Source organism: Paraburkholderia sp. Clong3 (genome assembly GCF_050436485.1).
GTDB classification, from domain to species: domain Bacteria; phylum Pseudomonadota; class Gammaproteobacteria; order Burkholderiales; family Burkholderiaceae; genus Paraburkholderia; species Paraburkholderia tuberum.
The window spans coordinates 1,241,564-1,256,780 of the sequence record NZ_JBNDMH010000002.1 but is presented as its reverse complement, the minus strand read 5'-3'; the positions used below and the strand labels follow the sequence as shown (position 1 = coordinate 1,256,780).

The 15,217-nt window shown below is 63.6% G+C and carries 11 protein-coding genes and 2 tRNA genes; 8 read left to right on the top strand and 5 right to left on the bottom strand.

All coding sequences use genetic code 11. From position 1 onward, the window contains the following. The first annotated feature begins 172 nt into the window (after positions 1-172). From clpP to OKW30_RS10000, 7 genes are all read left to right on the top strand, one after another. A complete protein-coding gene (gene clpP, locus OKW30_RS10030; protein WP_013089401.1) occupies positions 173-826 on the top strand; it encodes an ATP-dependent Clp endopeptidase proteolytic subunit ClpP in 654 nt (217 codons plus the stop codon). A gap of 196 nt (positions 827-1,022) precedes the next feature. Next, positions 1,023-2,294, top strand: a complete 1,272-nt coding sequence (gene clpX / locus OKW30_RS10025; protein ID WP_013089402.1) for an ATP-dependent Clp protease ATP-binding subunit ClpX — start codon at positions 1,023-1,025, stop codon at positions 2,292-2,294. A gap of 201 nt (positions 2,295-2,495) precedes the next feature. Beyond that, positions 2,496-4,916 (top strand): endopeptidase La, encoded by a 2,421-nt coding sequence (lon, locus tag OKW30_RS10020; RefSeq protein WP_018418078.1) that lies wholly within the window; start codon positions 2,496-2,498, stop codon positions 4,914-4,916. 319 nt (positions 4,917-5,235) lie between these two features. Beyond that, positions 5,236-5,508, top strand: coding sequence for an HU family DNA-binding protein (locus OKW30_RS10015; RefSeq protein WP_018418077.1), 273 nt, complete (start codon positions 5,236-5,238; stop codon positions 5,506-5,508). Between the two features lie 101 nt (positions 5,509-5,609). Further along, a tRNA-Val gene (locus OKW30_RS10010) sits at positions 5,610-5,685 on the top strand. Positions 5,686-5,732: 47 nt separating this feature from the next. Continuing rightward, positions 5,733-5,809, top strand: a tRNA-Asp gene (locus OKW30_RS10005). A gap of 86 nt (positions 5,810-5,895) precedes the next feature. Next, the gene (locus OKW30_RS10000) at positions 5,896-7,827 is read left to right on the top strand and encodes a SurA N-terminal domain-containing protein (RefSeq protein ID WP_429346621.1); all 1,932 of its coding nucleotides are present in this window, start codon (positions 5,896-5,898) and stop codon (positions 7,825-7,827) included. Positions 7,828-7,910: 83 nt separating this feature from the next. Here OKW30_RS10000 and OKW30_RS09995 read toward each other — a convergent pair whose 3' ends face one another. Together OKW30_RS09995 and OKW30_RS09990 are read right to left on the bottom strand one after the other, a co-directional pair. Continuing rightward, on the bottom strand, positions 7,911-8,252 hold the full coding sequence (locus OKW30_RS09995; RefSeq protein ID WP_184063586.1) for a hypothetical protein: 342 nt from the start codon (positions 8,250-8,252) through the stop codon (positions 7,911-7,913). A 116-nt stretch (positions 8,253-8,368) separates the two neighbouring features. After that, positions 8,369-9,073 carry an arylesterase gene (locus OKW30_RS09990; protein ID WP_184063583.1) on the bottom strand — a complete coding sequence of 235 codons (705 nt, stop codon included), beginning with the start codon at positions 9,071-9,073 and terminating at the stop codon, positions 8,369-8,371. Here OKW30_RS09990 and OKW30_RS09985 point away from each other — a divergent pair. Beyond that, positions 9,072-9,758 (top strand): ABC transporter ATP-binding protein, encoded by a 687-nt coding sequence (locus OKW30_RS09985; protein ID WP_026225394.1) that lies wholly within the window; start codon positions 9,072-9,074, stop codon positions 9,756-9,758. The two genes, OKW30_RS09990 and OKW30_RS09985, sit on opposite strands and share 2 nt — an antisense overlap. 136 nt (positions 9,759-9,894) lie before the next feature. Here OKW30_RS09985 and pgi read toward each other — a convergent pair whose 3' ends face one another. The 3 genes from pgi to OKW30_RS09970 form a co-directional block, all read right to left on the bottom strand. Continuing rightward, positions 9,895-11,517 (bottom strand): glucose-6-phosphate isomerase, encoded by a 1,623-nt coding sequence (gene pgi, locus OKW30_RS09980; protein WP_184063580.1) that lies wholly within the window; start codon positions 11,515-11,517, stop codon positions 9,895-9,897. 347 nt (positions 11,518-11,864) lie between these two features. Then, positions 11,865-13,505 carry an NAD(P)H-hydrate dehydratase gene (locus OKW30_RS09975; RefSeq protein WP_429346620.1) on the bottom strand — a complete coding sequence of 547 codons (1,641 nt, stop codon included), beginning with the start codon at positions 13,503-13,505 and terminating at the stop codon, positions 11,865-11,867. 178 nt (positions 13,506-13,683) lie between these two features. Next, the gene (locus OKW30_RS09970; protein ID WP_429346619.1) at positions 13,684-14,979 is read right to left on the bottom strand and encodes an FAD-dependent oxidoreductase; all 1,296 of its coding nucleotides are present in this window, start codon (positions 14,977-14,979) and stop codon (positions 13,684-13,686) included. Between the last annotated feature and the right edge of the window lie 238 nt (positions 14,980-15,217).

Below are 15,217 nucleotides of genomic sequence, written 5' to 3'. Positions count from 1 at the left end.
GCTGTCGGAGCGACCGACGGCCGGCACGCCGTTTTTTTGTGCCATGAATCTGTGTGACGTACCGGATCCGGTCGTGCGGCGCACACGAAGACGGCACTTGAATACGGGCTCGTCGCACCAACCTGTGTCCAGCAGCTAATATTCAGAATATTTCCAGACAAGGATCCATTGCATGACCTTTCGCGCCCAAATGCTGGACACGTTGACCTCCCAGTCGTCCCGGGATCTCGAAGCGCAGGCACTCGGTCTGGTGCCGATCGTCGTGGAAACGAGCGGTCGGGGCGAGCGCTCCTATGATATTTATTCGCGTCTGCTGAAGGAACGCATCGTGTTCCTCGTGGGCGAAGTGAACGACCAGACGGCCAATCTGGTGGTTGCGCAGATGCTGTTTCTGGAAAGCGAGAATCCGGACAAGGACATCTACTTCTACATCAACAGTCCGGGCGGCTCCGTGTCTGCCGGTATGGCGATCTACGATACGATGCAGTTCATCAAGCCGGACGTCTCGACGCTGTGCATGGGGCTTGCGGCGAGCATGGGCGCGTTCCTGCTCGCGGCCGGTGCTAAGGGCAAGCGTTTCGCGCTGCCGAATTCGCGCGTGATGATTCATCAGCCGCTCGGCGGCGCGCGCGGCCAGGCATCGGACATTGAAATCCAGGCGCGTGAAATCCTGTACCTGAAGGATCGGCTGAATCATCTGCTCGCGCACCACACCGGTCAGCCGGTCGAACGTATCGCGCGTGACACCGACCGTGACAATTTCATGTCCGGCGATGACGCGCAGGCGTACGGCCTCGTCGACCAGGTGGCGCACAAGCGTCCCTGATCTGGTACGGTTTTGCCCTGCTGTTTTGCCCACTGTTGCGGCAAAACCGTCATCGGGTCGGTTGTGAATGTTCAACTTCCGTCCGGGCGTCTGCGGCAAGCGCCGTTATCGTGCTCACTAGCCCTGCCGCGCCCAAACTGCGTGGCGGGGGCAAACGGCGTATTATCTAATCCGGTGTCCGGAGGCTCACACATCTATGGCGGACAAGAAAGGTTCTAACAGCGAAAAGCTGTTGTATTGCTCGTTTTGCGGCAAGAGCCAGCATGAGGTCAAGAAACTGATTGCTGGCCCGTCGGTATTCATCTGCGATGAATGTATCGATCTGTGCAACGAAATCATTCGTGACGAGGCTGCAGGCGCGGGCATCGAGGCCGGCTTGTCCAAGTCCGATCTGCCGACCCCGCAGGAAATCCGCGAAATTCTCGACCAGTACGTGATCGGTCAGGAGCGCGCGAAAAAGATCCTCGCGGTCGCGGTCTACAACCACTACAAGCGCCTCAAGCATCTCGACAAGAAGGATGAAATCGAGCTGTCCAAGAGCAACATCCTGCTGATCGGCCCGACCGGCTCCGGCAAGACGCTGCTTGCGCAGACGCTCGCGCGCCTTCTGAACGTGCCATTCGTGATCGCCGACGCGACCACGCTGACGGAAGCCGGCTATGTCGGCGAAGACGTCGAGAACATCATTCAGAAGCTGCTGCAGAATTGTAATTACGAGGTGGACAAGGCCCAGCGCGGCATCGTCTACATCGACGAAATCGACAAGATCAGTCGCAAGTCCGACAACCCGTCCATCACACGCGACGTGTCGGGCGAGGGTGTGCAGCAGGCTCTGCTGAAGCTGGTCGAAGGCACGATGGCGTCGGTGCCGCCGCAAGGTGGCCGTAAGCACCCGAACCAGGACTTCATCCAGGTCGATACGACGAACATCCTGTTCATCTGCGGCGGTGCGTTCGACGGCCTCGAGAAGGTCATCGTCGATCGCACCGAGAAGACCGGCATCGGTTTCGGCGCGAGCGTGAAGAGCAAGCAGGACCGCGACGCCGGCGAAGTGCTGCGCGAAGTGGAGCCGGAAGATCTGATCAAATTCGGCCTGATTCCGGAGCTGATCGGCCGTCTGCCGGTGGTCGCCACGCTCGGCAAGCTCGACGAAGCGGCGCTGATGAAGATTCTCGTCGAACCGAAGAATGCGCTGGTCAAGCAGTATCACAAGCTGTTCAGCATGGAGCGCGTCGAGCTCGAAATCCGTCCGGCCGCGTTGCAGGCCGTGGCGCGCAAGGCGATCCGCCGCAAGACGGGCGCGCGGGGCCTGCGTTCGATTCTGGAACAGGCGTTGCTTGATGTCATGTACGACCTTCCGCAAATGAAAGGTGTCAGCAAGGTCATCATCGACGACAACGTTATCGACGGCGACGGCAAACCGCTGCTGATCTACGAAGACGCGCCGAAGGTCGCGGGTTCGAACTGATCGGCTTTCGAGTTCTGCAAAAAGGCCGTTCATGGCGACGTGAACGGCTTTTTCGTTTATCGTGTGGTCAGGCTGGTTGTTCTCAACTATGGAGTCACTGAACCTTCGGAGTCACTGAACTTTTCCCACACGCGGAGGCTTGCAAAATTTTCTGCTGGCCTCACCTATCGAACGAACTGATTCCACTCATGGGGAAATGAAATGTCAGGAACCCAACTCCTCCCGCCGGAACGCATTACGCTGCCGCTGCTCCCGCTGCGCGACGTAGTCGTTTTCCCGCACATGGTGATTCCGCTCTTCGTAGGCCGCCCGAAGTCGATCAAGGCTCTCGAAGCAGCGATGGAAGGCGGCAAGCACATCATGCTCGTCGCCCAGAAGACGGCTGCGAAAGATGAGCCGACCGAAAAGGACATGTACGAAGTAGGGTGTATCGCCAACATCCTGCAGATGCTGAAGCTGCCCGACGGTACCGTGAAGGTGCTCGTCGAAGGCTTGCAGCGCGCGAAGACGCTTTCCATCGAAGAACAGGAAACGCAGTTCTCGTGCGAAGTCATGCCGCTCGAACCTGACCACGCCGACAGCGCTGAAACCGAAGCGCTGCGTCGCGCGATCGTGTCGCAGTTCGACCAGTATGTGAAGCTGAACAAGAAGATCCCGCCGGAGATCCTGACCTCGCTGTCGGGTATCGACGAGGCAGGGCGTCTCGCCGACACGATCGCGGCGCATTTGCCGCTCAAGCTCGACCAGAAGCAACACATCCTCGAGATGTTCCCGGTGATCGAGCGGCTCGAGCATCTGCTCGCGCAACTCGAAGCCGAGATCGACATCCTGCAGGTCGAAAAGCGTATCCGCGGGCGCGTGAAGCGTCAGATGGAGAAGAGTCAGCGCGAGTACTACCTGAACGAACAGGTCAAGGCGATCCAGAAGGAACTCGGCGAAGGCGAAGAAGGTGCGGATCTCGAAGAACTCGAGAAGCGCATCACGGCCGCCCGCATGCCGAAGGAAGCGAAGAAGAAGGCCGACGCCGAGCTGAAGAAGCTCAAGCTGATGTCGCCGATGTCGGCGGAAGCGACGGTCGTGCGCAACTACATCGACACGCTGATCGGCTTGCCGTGGCGCAAGAAGAGCAAGGTCAACAACGACCTGTCGAATGCGGAGCGCGTGCTCGACGAAGATCACTTCGGTCTCGAGAAAGTGAAGGAACGCATTCTCGAGTATCTCGCGGTCCAGCAACGTGTCGACAAGGTCAAGGCGCCGATCCTGTGCCTCGTGGGGCCTCCGGGCGTCGGTAAGACTTCGCTCGGTCAGTCGATCGCGCGCGCGACGAACCGCAAGTTCGTGCGCATGGCATTGGGCGGCGTGCGTGACGAAGCCGAGATTCGTGGCCACCGTCGCACGTACATCGGTTCGATGCCGGGCAAGATCCTGCAAAGCCTGACCAAGGTCGGCGTGCGCAATCCGCTCTTCCTGCTCGACGAAGTCGACAAGATGGGTCAGGATTTCCGCGGCGATCCGTCGTCGGCCCTGCTGGAAGTGCTCGATCCGGAACAGAACCACACGTTCGCCGACCACTACGTCGAAGTCGACTTCGATCTGTCGGACGTGATGTTCGTCGCGACGTCGAACTCGCTGAACATTCCGCCGCCGCTGCTCGACCGGATGGAAGTGATCCGTCTGTCCGGTTATACGGAAGACGAGAAGGTCAGCATCGCGCAGCGTTATCTGCTGCCGAAGCAGAAGAAGAACAACGGCCTCAAGGATGGCGAGGTCGATGTGACGGAAACCGCGATCCGCGACATCATTCGTTACTACACGCGCGAAGCGGGCGTCCGCTCGCTCGAGCGTGAAATTTCGAAGATCTGCCGCAAGGTCGTGAAGATGCTTCTGCTGAAGAAGGCGGAAGGCGCGGTGAAGGTCGACGGCAGCAACCTCGACACGTTCCTCGGCGTGCGCAAGTACGACTTCGGTCTGGCCGCGAAGGAAAATCAGGTGGGCCAGGTCACGGGTCTCGCGTGGACGGAAGTGGGCGGCGATCTGCTGACCATCGAAGCCGCGGTGATGCCGGGCAAGGGCAATGTGATCCGCACGGGTTCGCTCGGCGACGTGATGAAGGAGTCCGTCGAAGCGGCGCGCTCGGTCGTGCGTTCGCGTTCGCGTCGTCTTGGCATCAAGGACGAAGCGTTCGAGAAGCAGGACATTCACATCCACGTGCCGGAAGGCGCGACGCCGAAAGATGGTCCTTCGGCTGGTATCGCGATGACGACCGCGCTGGTGTCGGTGTTGACCGGTATTCCGGTGCGCGCCGATGTCGCGATGACGGGCGAAATCACGCTGCGTGGCGAAGTTCTGCCGATCGGCGGCCTGAAGGAAAAGCTGCTGGCGGCGCATCGCGGTGGCATCAAGCTGGTGCTGATTCCGGAAGAAAACGTCAAGGACTTGACGGAGATTCCGGACAACGTGAAGAACGCGATCGAAATCGTGCCGGTCCGCTGGATCGACAAGGTGCTCGAACTTGCGCTCGAGCGTGTACCGCAGGCGTTACCGGAAGAAGAACCGAAGCCCTCGGCGCCGGTTGGGGCTGAGCCGGGCAAGGATGCCGCGACGGACGTCGTCAAGCACTAAGGTTCGATGCGCATCAGAATGCGCTGACGCCAAAGCATTCTGCAGCGGTGTCGTTCGCTGAAGCAGAAAACCCGCGGTCAAGAGCCGCGGGTTTTTTTTGCCCGCGCGGCTTCGTCGCCAGGCCGCATCGCCAGTCTTTCCGCTGCAACATACTGTGACAAAAGCGCCCCTCCAAAATAACGCCGATCAGGCTCAACCCCGGTTGACACATGGGTTTCGGCCGCTTCTAATGAGGCGGCCTGGCGTTCGCGCCGGCCGCGTGGCGGGAGGTGCTGGAAAGCACTGTCACGATTGCCAATAAACATTCACGGGGGTTTGAATGAACAAGACGGAATTGATCGATCACATCGCACAGCAAGCCGACATTTCGAAGGCCGCGGCGGGCCGTGCGCTCGATGCAGTCATCGCGGGCGTCAAAAACACGTTGAAGAAGGGCGGATCTGTGACGTTGGTCGGCTTTGGCACGTTCGCGGTCGGCAAGCGCACCGCGCGCACCGGACGCAATCCGCGCACGGGCGCCGCGATCAAAATCAAGGCAGCGAAAGTTCCTAAATTTAGGCCTGGCAAAGCTCTGAAGGATGCGCTAAACTAGTGCGCTTGCTGCTTGAGGAATTGCTTAACCCGACTGCATGAACGATTCACGGGGAGGGCAGCGGCAAGGCAGAAAACACATCAAGCACTGAATCAGGAAACGGGTGCTTAGCTCAGTTGGTAGAGCGGCGCCCTTACAAGGCGTAGGTCGGGAGTTCGAGCCTCTCAGCACCCACCAGTTTCAGATTCGGCCGCAGTGTTTCCAGTCGCAAAAGTGCAGTATAAGGAGTGGTAGTTCAGTCGGTTAGAATACCGGCCTGTCACGCCGGGGGTCGCGGGTTCGAGTCCCGTCCACTCCGCCAGTATCCACGAAAGGCGAACTCCGGTTCGCCTTTTTTGTTGCCCGCTGTTGTAAGATCGGGCCTTCTGTTTTTGGCACCCCTCACGCATGCTCGATTTTTTCCGCAATCACCAACGCCTGATGATGTTCATGCTCATCCTCGTCATTTTGCCGGGGTTGGGTTTCGTGGGTATTCAGGGTTTCCGCGGCTTCCTTGACGAAAGTGCAAACGTCGCGAGTGTCAACGGTCACAAGATCACCCGTGTCGAATATGACGACGCGATGCGCCAGCAGATCGACCGCGGGCGTCAGATGCTCGGCGCGAAGTTCGACATGAAGTCGTTCGACACGCCGGAGCGCCGTCGCCAGATGCTCGACGGCATGATCGAGCAGCGTGTGCTTGCCGACGAAACGCAGCGTCTGCATCTGAGCGCATCGGACGAAGCGGTGCGGCGCGCGCTGCTGTCCGATCCGGTGATCTCGTCGCTGAAGAATCCCGACGGGTCGATCGACCTCGACCGCTACAAGCAACTGCTCGCGATGCAGGGCATGACGCCCGATCAGTACGACGAGCGCGTGCGCTACAACCTCGCTATGCAACAACTGCCCGCGAGCATCGAGGCGAGCGCGTTCACGTCGAAGACGCTCGCGCAGCACTTGACCGAGCTCGCGCAGCAGCAGCGTGAAGTGCAGGGCATCGCGTTCCATCCGCACGATTACGCGGCGAAGATCCAGCCGACCGATGCGCAACTGCAAGCGTACTACGACGCGCATCGCAACGACTTCGCGACGCCCGCTACGGCGACGATCCAGTACCTGGTGATGTCGCCGGCCGCGCTGAGCGCATCGGTGCAGCCGAGCGACGCGGACCTGAAGAAGTACTACGACGACAACATCGCCCACTTCCGCACCGAAGGCGAAGTGCGCGCGAGCCATATCCTGATCGCGGCACCGAAGGACGCGAGCGCGGCCGACAAGGCCAAAGCGAAGCAGAAGGCCGAGGAGTTGCTCGCGCAGCTCAAGGCGCATCCGGACCAGTTCGCGCAGATCGCGCAGCGGAACTCGCAGGATCCGGGTTCGGCATCGAAGGGTGGCGATCTCGGTTACTTCGGCCGCGGCATGATCGCGGGCGGCCAGGCGTTCGACGACGCGGTGTTCGCTCTGAAGAAGGACGAAATCAGCGGCATCGTCCAGACCGACTTCGGTTTCCACATCATCAAGGTCACCGATATAAAGCCGGCGGTCACGAAGTCGTTCGACGAAGTGAAGGACCAGATCGCCAGGGAGCTGAAGACGCAACTGGCGAGCAAGGCATTCACCGACAGCTCGGAAGGTTTCACGTCGCTCGTCTATGAAAAGGCCAAGAGCCTGCAGCCGGCCGCTGACAAATTCAAGCTGCAGATCCAGACCGCGACGGTCACGCCGCAGCCGGATCCGAAGCTGCCGCCCGACAGCCCGCTGAACAACCCGAAGTTCCTCGCAGCCGTGTTCGCGAACGACTCGGTATCGGCGCACAACAATACGCAGGCCATCGACGTCGGCAACAACACGCTGATCGCCGCGCGTGTGACCGACTACAAGCCCGCTGCCGTGCCCGCATTCGACGTGGTGAAGGACGCGGTGCGTCAGAAGGTGATCGCCGTGCAGGCGAACGAAGCAGCGCACAAGGACGGCGTCGCGAAACTGGCCGAGTTCGAGAAATCGAAGACGACCGCCGGTTTCTCGTCGCCGCTGAAGGTGTCGCGCAATGACGCGCAGGGCGTGCCACCTGCCGCACTGAGCGCAATCTACAAGGTCGATGCGCAAAAGTTGCCGGCCTACGTCGGTGTCGATCTCGGCGACGACGGCTATGCGATCTATCGCGTGAACCAGATCGTGCAGCCCGCGGCCACCGACGCGCAGCATCTCGCTGTCGCGCAGCAGCAGATCGCGCAGGTGGACGCGCAGTCGCAGACCGAAGCCTATCTGAAAGCGCTGCGCGAGCGCTCGAAGGTGAAGTTCTACGGTACGCTCGACAGCGCCGCCCAGCCGTCCGATTAGTAAGCCGCAGTAAGCATTACCTGCTCGTCCAAAAAAAGCCCCGCATTTGCGGGGCTTTTTTTATCTACAGCCGGGTGGCAGCTTTACAGACAGCCGCTGATCGCGCCGGTGGCGTTGCCACCGCCAGCGCCGCCGGCGCGAAAGCCGACCCACGTGCCCTTGCCGCTATACGAAGGACGGACCACCGCGGCCGCGCCGTTGGGCGGCTGCTGGCCCGGGACGTAGACGTCCATGGCCTGATCGTTGGCGAGGATGGTTTGCGAGACCACCTGTTGTTGCGAACTATCCGCCCATTTCTGCGCGATGCAGGTTGCGACGGCGCGAGGCGGCTGCTGGCTTTGACCCACCGACTGAACGCCGGCCGGCGGTTGAGCCGCGCAGGCCGAGATGGCAATGGTCAAAGCGATTAACGGTAAATATTTCAACGTTATCTCCTCAGAAGTCGCTCAAGAATGAGCCGGGTCGCAGGGATTGCCCATATGTCGAACGGCTCGGCGATCCGTGTTCCCCAGGTTCCGGAAACAAGTCGTTAGCAGGTCTTTCAGTGCGGCGAACTTGTGCGAAGAAGTGGCTTGACAGCGGGCCACACGTTGTCGAGTAGCAGCGGCTGTGCCTGCTGCGTCGGGTGGAGCTGATCGGCCTGGAACATGTCCGGTTTATCCGCGATGCCGGCGAGAAGAAACGGCACGAGCGGCACATGGAACTCCTTCGACAGCTGGCCGTAGAGGCCGTGGAACTTTTGCGTATAGTCGGGGCCGTAATTGGGCGGCACGTACATGCCGACGAGCACGACCTTCGCGTGGCCTTGCTGCGCCTGTTCGATGATCGTGCGCAGGTTGTCCTCGGTCGTCGAGAGCGGCACGCCGCGCAACGCGTCGTTGGCGCCGAGCTCGACGATCACGATGCTCGGTTTGAGCCGTTCCATCAGCGCGGGCAGACGCGCGCGTCCGCCGCTCGTCGTGTCGCCGCTGATGCTCGCATTGGCGACGCTATAATCGATGCGCTCTTCGGCCAGACGCTGACGCATCAACGCGACCCAGCCCGTATCGCGGGGCAGCCCGTACTCAGCGGAGATGCTGTCGCCGAGCACGACGATCACCGGCTTTGCGGGTTCGGGCGTATTCGCCGCGTGAGCCCGCAACGGTAACGAAACCAGCGCGGCGGCCATCATGGTCGCGCCGAATGCCGCAGACAGCGCCGCGGCGCGAGGGGCGATGGCGCGCACTTTCAACCTACGCTTCACCATGCCAAACAGAACTGATCCAGTCATTGAAGTGCGGGGTTTGTGCAAGAGGGTTAAGGATGCTGCGGGCGAACTGACGATTCTCGATGACATCGATCTTGCCATCGATGCCGGCAGCAGCGTCGCGATCGTCGGTGCATCCGGGTCGGGCAAGTCTACGCTGCTCGGCTTGCTCGCGGGATTGGACAGTGCTAGCGCGGGCTCGGTTCGGCTGCTCGGGCGCGAACTCGGCGAGCTCGACGAAGACGGCCGCGCCGCGTTGCGCAGCGGCGCGGTCGGCTTCGTGTTCCAGTCGTTTCAGTTGATGCCGCATCTGACCGCGCTCGAAAACGTCACGTTGCCGCTCGAACTGCAAGGCGGCATCGGCACACGCGAGGCCGCCGCGCGTGCGCGTGAACTGCTCGAACAGGTTGGGCTCGGACAGCGTACCGGTCATTATCCGAAGCTGCTGTCGGGCGGCGAGCAGCAGCGCGTCGCGCTCGCGCGCGCGTTCGTCACGCGCCCGGCGATCCTGTTCGCCGACGAACCCACCGGCAGTCTCGACGCGGCCACCGGCCACGCGGTGATCGATCTGATGTTCGAGATGAATCGCGCGCACGGCGCGACGCTCGTGCTCGTGACACACGACATCGAACTCGCGCGGCGTTGCGATACGACGGTGACGATCGAAGCGGGGCGGCTCGCTTGATGGTCCGGCGGATCACGGGCTTGCGCTCGCGTACCTCGGGCATGTCGTCGTCGAAGCAAAAACAAAGCGGGCCATAGCCCGCTTCGTTCTGTTTGTGGCGCGTTATCGCCCGCTATCGTGCGCTCCAGACTTCCATTCAGCGCTTCAACGCAGCCCGGGCCCGCGCGATCAGCGCCGCCGTCGACGAGTCATGCTTCTTCACGTCGGCACTCGCCGCGCCCAGATCGGCCTCGACCACCTTGCCGAGAATCTTGCCGAGTTCGACGCCCCACTGATCGAACGGGTTGATGTTCCACACCGACGCCTGCACCAGCACCTTGTGCTCATAAAGCGCGATCAGCGCGCCGAGCGTGCGCGCGGTCAACGCGTCGAGCAGCAGCGTCGCGGTGGGGCGGTTGCCGGGGAACGTCAGGTGCGGTGCGAGTTCCGGCTTGTCGGGGCCGGCCACCTTCTTCGCTTCCTCGAGCGTGCGACCCAGCATCAACGCTTCGCTCTGCGCGAAGCAGTTCGCGAGCAGCTTCGGATGATGGCTCGCGAGCGGATGCTCGGGCGTCAGCAGCGCGATGAAATCGATCGGCACGATCGTCGGGCCCTGGTGCAGCATCTGGAAAAACGCGTGCTGACCGTTCGTGCCCGGCTCGCCCCATGTGACTGCGGAAGTCGCATAGTCGACGAACGCGCCGTCGAGACGCGCGGACTTGCCGTTGCTCTCCATTTCGAGCTGCTGCAGATACGACGGCAGGAAATGCAGCGCCTGCGAATACGGCGCGACCAGATAGCTCTGCGAGCCGAAGAAGTTGCGATACCAGATGCCGATCATGCCGAGCAGCACCGGCAGGTTCCTGTCGAGCGGCGCGGTGCGGAAGTGCTGGTCCATCTCGTTGGCGCCGGCGAGCAGTTCGTCGAACTGTTGCGGACCTACCGCGATCATGATCGACAGGCCGACGGCCGACCACAGCGAGTAGCGTCCGCCGACCCAGTCCCACATCGAGAACACGTTCTCTTGCGCGATGCCGAACTTGACGACTTCGGCGGTATTGGCCGACACACCGACGAAGTGCTTCGCCAGCGCGCTTTCCGGGCAGCCTTTCTGGATGAAAAAGTCGCGCAGCGAGCGCGCGTTGGTCATCGTCTCCAGCGTCGTGAAAGTCTTCGACACGATGATCGCGAGCGTCTCTTCGGGATCGATCTGCTGCATCACGTTGTACAGATCGGCGCCGTCCACGTTCGACACGAAGTGCGTCGAGATCTCGGGCGTCGCGAGATGATGCAACGCGTGCACGACCATCTTCGGCCCTAGATCCGAGCCGCCGATGCCGATGTTCACGACATGACGGATCCGCTTGCCGGTATAGCCGGTCCATGCGCCGCTGCGGACCTGCTCGGCGAACGCGGCCATTTTCTTGCGCTCGGCCTGCACTTCGGCGAAGAACGGCGCCTTCGGGTCGGTTGCGCGCAAGGCCGTGTGCAGCGCGGCGCGGCCTTCGGTCGGGTTGACGACCTCGCCCGCGAACATCGCGTCGCGGCGCTTTTCGACGCCGGCTTCGCGGGCGAGTTGCACGAGCAGTTGCAGGGTTTCGTCGGTGATGCGGTGCTTCGAGAAATCGGCTGAGAGACCGCCGCCCGCGAACGTGAAGCGTTCGGCGCGCGTGGGAGCGGGATCGTTCTCGGGGGCGAACCAGTCGCGCAGATGCGCATCGCGAATCGTGTCGTAATGCGTCTGCAGCGAGGACCAGGAGGGGAGCGAGTTCTGGGTCATAGCGTCCGTCTAACCAAGGGGCACGAAGGAAGGCGCGCGCATGAAGCGCGGCCGAGAATGATGCGGCGATGCAGTCAGAGCGATGCCACGCGGCCCGGAGCGGGACAGGTGCCGACGATACTTCGCGAAGCGGGTGAACTTCGCGAAAACGCGAGGCGGCGCTCGCGCCCGCTGGAGTATCGCCGCGACCCGCGATCGATCCGACGCGCGGCGCAGGCAATCAGTATAGCGGGGATGCGCGACGGGCAGCAGTGCGTTGCGCGCGCTCGCGATGATTGGGATCGCGATGTTTCATCGGTGTGAACGAGCGCCGCGAACGCGATTCGTATTCAGAGCAATCGCGCGCGTCAAGCAAGCGGCGCCGAATAGAACAGCCGGTTCAACAAGGTACGCACCATCGGTGCCAGCTCGCCGGCCGTCAGCCCGGCGGGGCCGTGGCCCTGCGCGGTCAGAGCATCGGCGGCGAGGCCGTGCAGATAGACGCCCGCGAGCGCCGCCTCGAAGCGTGGCAGATGCTGCGCGAGCAGCGCGCCGATGATGCCGCCGAGCACGTCGCCGGTGCCGCCCGTCGCGAGCGCGGCGTTGCCGGTCGGGTTCAGCGCGAGGCGGCCGTCGGGCGCGGCGATGATCGTGCCGACACCCTTCAGCACGACGACGCTCGCAAAACGCGCCGCGAGCGCGCGTGCGGCCGCGAGACGGTCGCGTTGCACGCTCGCCGCATCGCTGCCAAGCAGGCGCGCCGCTTCGAGCGGATGCGGAGTGAAAATGCACGGATCGCCTTGCACGCCGCGCGCGGTGACTTCCGCGGCGAGCGCGGGATCGTTGGCGACCAGGTTCAGCGCGTCGGCATCGAACAGCTTGGGCACGTCGAGTTGCAGCACGTCGTGCAGTACCCGCGTCGCGCGTTCGCCGTGCCCCATGCCGCAGCCGATCGCGAGTGCGTCCATCGAATCGAGCGGCAGCGTGTCGATCGGATGCAGCATCAGTTCGGGGTGCGGCGGATCGTAGGGCGGGGCGCCTTCGCCGAGCAGCGCGACGTGGACCTTGCCCGCGCCGGTGTAGAGCGCCGCGCGTGCCGCCAGAATCGGCGCGCCGCACATGCCGGTGTCGCCGCCGACCACCGCGAGGCTGCCGAAGGTGCCCTTGTTGGTCGCGAAGTTGCGTGGGGGCATGAAGGGGCCGAAGAGATCGGGCGCGCTGAGCTGGATCGCCGCACGTGAGGCGCTGGTGGCAGCGTCCTGGCTGCCCCCGCCGTTGATCCCTGCCACGAGCCCGATCGGTGCGACCGTCACTCGCCCGGCGAGATCGCGGCCTTGCGCGGTGAAAAGCCCCGGCTTCGCGCCGATGAACGTGATCGTGTGCGTCGCATGGACCGCCGCCGCGCCGTTGCCGCCGATCACCGCGCCGGTGTCGCTGTCGAGCCCGCTGGGCACATCGAGCGCGAGCACGGCGCCTTGTGTCGGGCGCGCCTTCGTGCAGTGCGACAACTGCCGCGCGAGCGTCGCGAAGACGCCGTCGAGCGGCCGCGCGAGACCGATGCCGAACATACCGTCGACGAGCCAGCCATAGCCGTCGAGCGAGGCGGGCGACGCCGCGTCGATCGGCACGCCGGCGGCGCGCGCGGCGTCGAGCGCCCAGCGCGCGTCGGCGGGCTTCACTTCAACCGGCATACAGACTTCTACTGCGATGCCGGCCTTGTGCAGTTCTGTCGCGACGACCAGCGCGTCGCCGCCATTGTTGCCGGGGCCGGCGACCAGCCACGCGCGCTGCTGCGACTTCGTCACCGACGTATCCGCGGCAATCCGTTCGAGCAGCCAGCGCGCGGCCGCGTGACCGGCGCGCGCCATCAGCGTGTGCTCGGGCAGGGCCGCGGCGGCCTGGGATTCGGCGATCCGCAAGTCGGTCAGCGTCAGTAGCGGCAGCGCAAGCGGCTGCGAGTCGGTCAGCGGATCGAAAAGGGAGAGCAGCGAGTTTTCTGCGTCTGTCATGGCGAAACCTGGCGGTGCGCCCGCGGCGCGGCGGGCAGACTTTGGAATCGCTATGTTAGTGCCGATAGGCGCACGGCGTGCGGCTGTTTCGGTGCGTGCGGCGGAAGCGGCGCGATGAACGCGGGGTATCGACAGCGGGCTGTCAGCCCGCCATACCCGCCTGGAACCGCACGAAACCTTACTGGAACCGCTCCGGCCTCAATGCAGCGAGCGTGTCTTGCGGCAACGTCGGCGTCTGTCCCGACATCAGCTGTGCAACGAGCTTGCCCGCGCCGCAGGCGAGGCCCCAGCCGGCCGGGCCATGCCCGACGTTGATGAACAGCCGCGGATGCAGCGCGTTGCCGATCACCGGCAAGCCATCGGGCGACAGCAGTTTCAAGCCTTCCCACGGCAGCGCCGCCGAAATGCGCGCGGCGCCCGGAATCCAGTCGTGCGTCGCCTGGCCGAGCAACGCGAGCGCCTCCTTGGTCAGCGCTTCGCCGAGCGGCTTGTCGATCTGGCTCGCGCTTTGCAGCACCGCGCCGCCCGCGATCCGCAGCCGATGGTTCATGCGGCTGATGCCGATGCGCTTGACCGCATCGACGATCGCGACGTGCGGCGCGCATTCCTCGTGCGCGATCGGCGCGACCAGCGAATGCAGCCGCAGCGGATGCAGCGGCAGCCTGAGCCCCGCGCGTTCGAGCAGCGCGAGGCTGCCGTAACCGGCGGCAACCACGACCGCGTCGGCCTGGACCACGTCGATCTCGCGCGAGCGGGGCGCGCCGTCGCGCGGCGCCAGTTCGACCGCCGCGCGCTGACTTTCGAGACGAATCCCGGTCACCTCGCAGTTCGGCATGAACTGCACGCCGCCTTGGGTATCGAGCACCTGTTTGACGAGCTTGGTAAAAAGCGGACAGTTCGCGGTGCGCTCGTGCTCGAACAGCACGCCGCCGGCGAATTCAGGATCTGTGGGGACCGCATGCTCGAACGCCGCGCATTCGGCCGGGCTCAGCACGTGATGCGGCACCTCGAACCGGTGCAGCAGATCGAGCGCGGCTGCGTTCAGCTCCCATTCGTGGGCGCTGCGCACGAGGTACAGCAGACCGCTCGCCTGTTCGAATTCGAGGCCGAAGCGGGCTTCGACGTCGGCCATCGCATCGCGCGAGGATTCGATCAGCGGCCGCAGCAGCGCGTACTGGCGCGCGAACGCCTCGGGCTCCTGCCATGCTCCGAGCTGCTTGATGAACTGCCGCGCGGCGCCGTTGAAGCCGGTCTTGCTGATCACGCCATTTTTCGCGTTGTAGCGGCTCGCCATGAAGGTCGGGCCGAACCAGACGTCGAGCGGCGTCGGCAGCACGTTGCCGCCTTGTCCGTAGGTGGCGCCTTGCGCGACGGTCGCGTGACGCTCGACGACGCATACCCGGTGGCCGGCCGCGCGCAGGTGATAAGCGGTGGCGACGCCCGCTACCCCGCCGCCAATGACGATGACATCCATGCTCTGATTCGATGTGCCGACGGGCGGCTCGCGCGCGTTCCCGCTGGCTGTGACATGCGGCGCGCCGCCGGGTGAAACCCGGGCCGCGTGCGCCGATCTGGTGAAACGCGAATGATAGCAGTCAAAACACCCGCGCGGCGACGCGACGGGCACCGCGGCGACCGCCTCGCGCGGGGCCGGCGCGGCCCGCCGCCCACGCACCCCGGAGCCCGCTGGAAGCCCGTTCCCGGGGTATAAT

Coding starts and splice junctions, on each gene's coding strand:
- clpP (WP_013089401.1), top strand. CDS start 173: ATGACCTTTCGCGCCCAAATGCTGGACACGTTGACCTCCCAGTCGTCC.
- clpX (WP_013089402.1), top strand. CDS start 1,023: ATGGCGGACAAGAAAGGTTCTAACAGCGAAAAGCTGTTGTATTGCTCG.
- lon (WP_018418078.1), top strand. CDS start 2,496: ATGTCAGGAACCCAACTCCTCCCGCCGGAACGCATTACGCTGCCGCTG.
- OKW30_RS10015 (WP_018418077.1), top strand. CDS start 5,236: ATGAACAAGACGGAATTGATCGATCACATCGCACAGCAAGCCGACATT.
- OKW30_RS10000 (WP_429346621.1), top strand. CDS start 5,896: ATGCTCGATTTTTTCCGCAATCACCAACGCCTGATGATGTTCATGCTC.
- OKW30_RS09985 (WP_026225394.1), top strand. CDS start 9,072: ATGCCAAACAGAACTGATCCAGTCATTGAAGTGCGGGGTTTGTGCAAG.
- OKW30_RS09990 (WP_184063583.1), bottom strand. CDS start 9,073: ATGGTGAAGCGTAGGTTGAAAGTGCGCGCCATCGCCCCTCGCGCCGCG.
- pgi (WP_184063580.1), bottom strand. CDS start 11,517: ATGACCCAGAACTCGCTCCCCTCCTGGTCCTCGCTGCAGACGCATTAC.
- OKW30_RS09975 (WP_429346620.1), bottom strand. CDS start 13,505: ATGACAGACGCAGAAAACTCGCTGCTCTCCCTTTTCGATCCGCTGACC.
- OKW30_RS09970 (WP_429346619.1), bottom strand. CDS start 14,979: ATGGATGTCATCGTCATTGGCGGCGGGGTAGCGGGCGTCGCCACCGCT.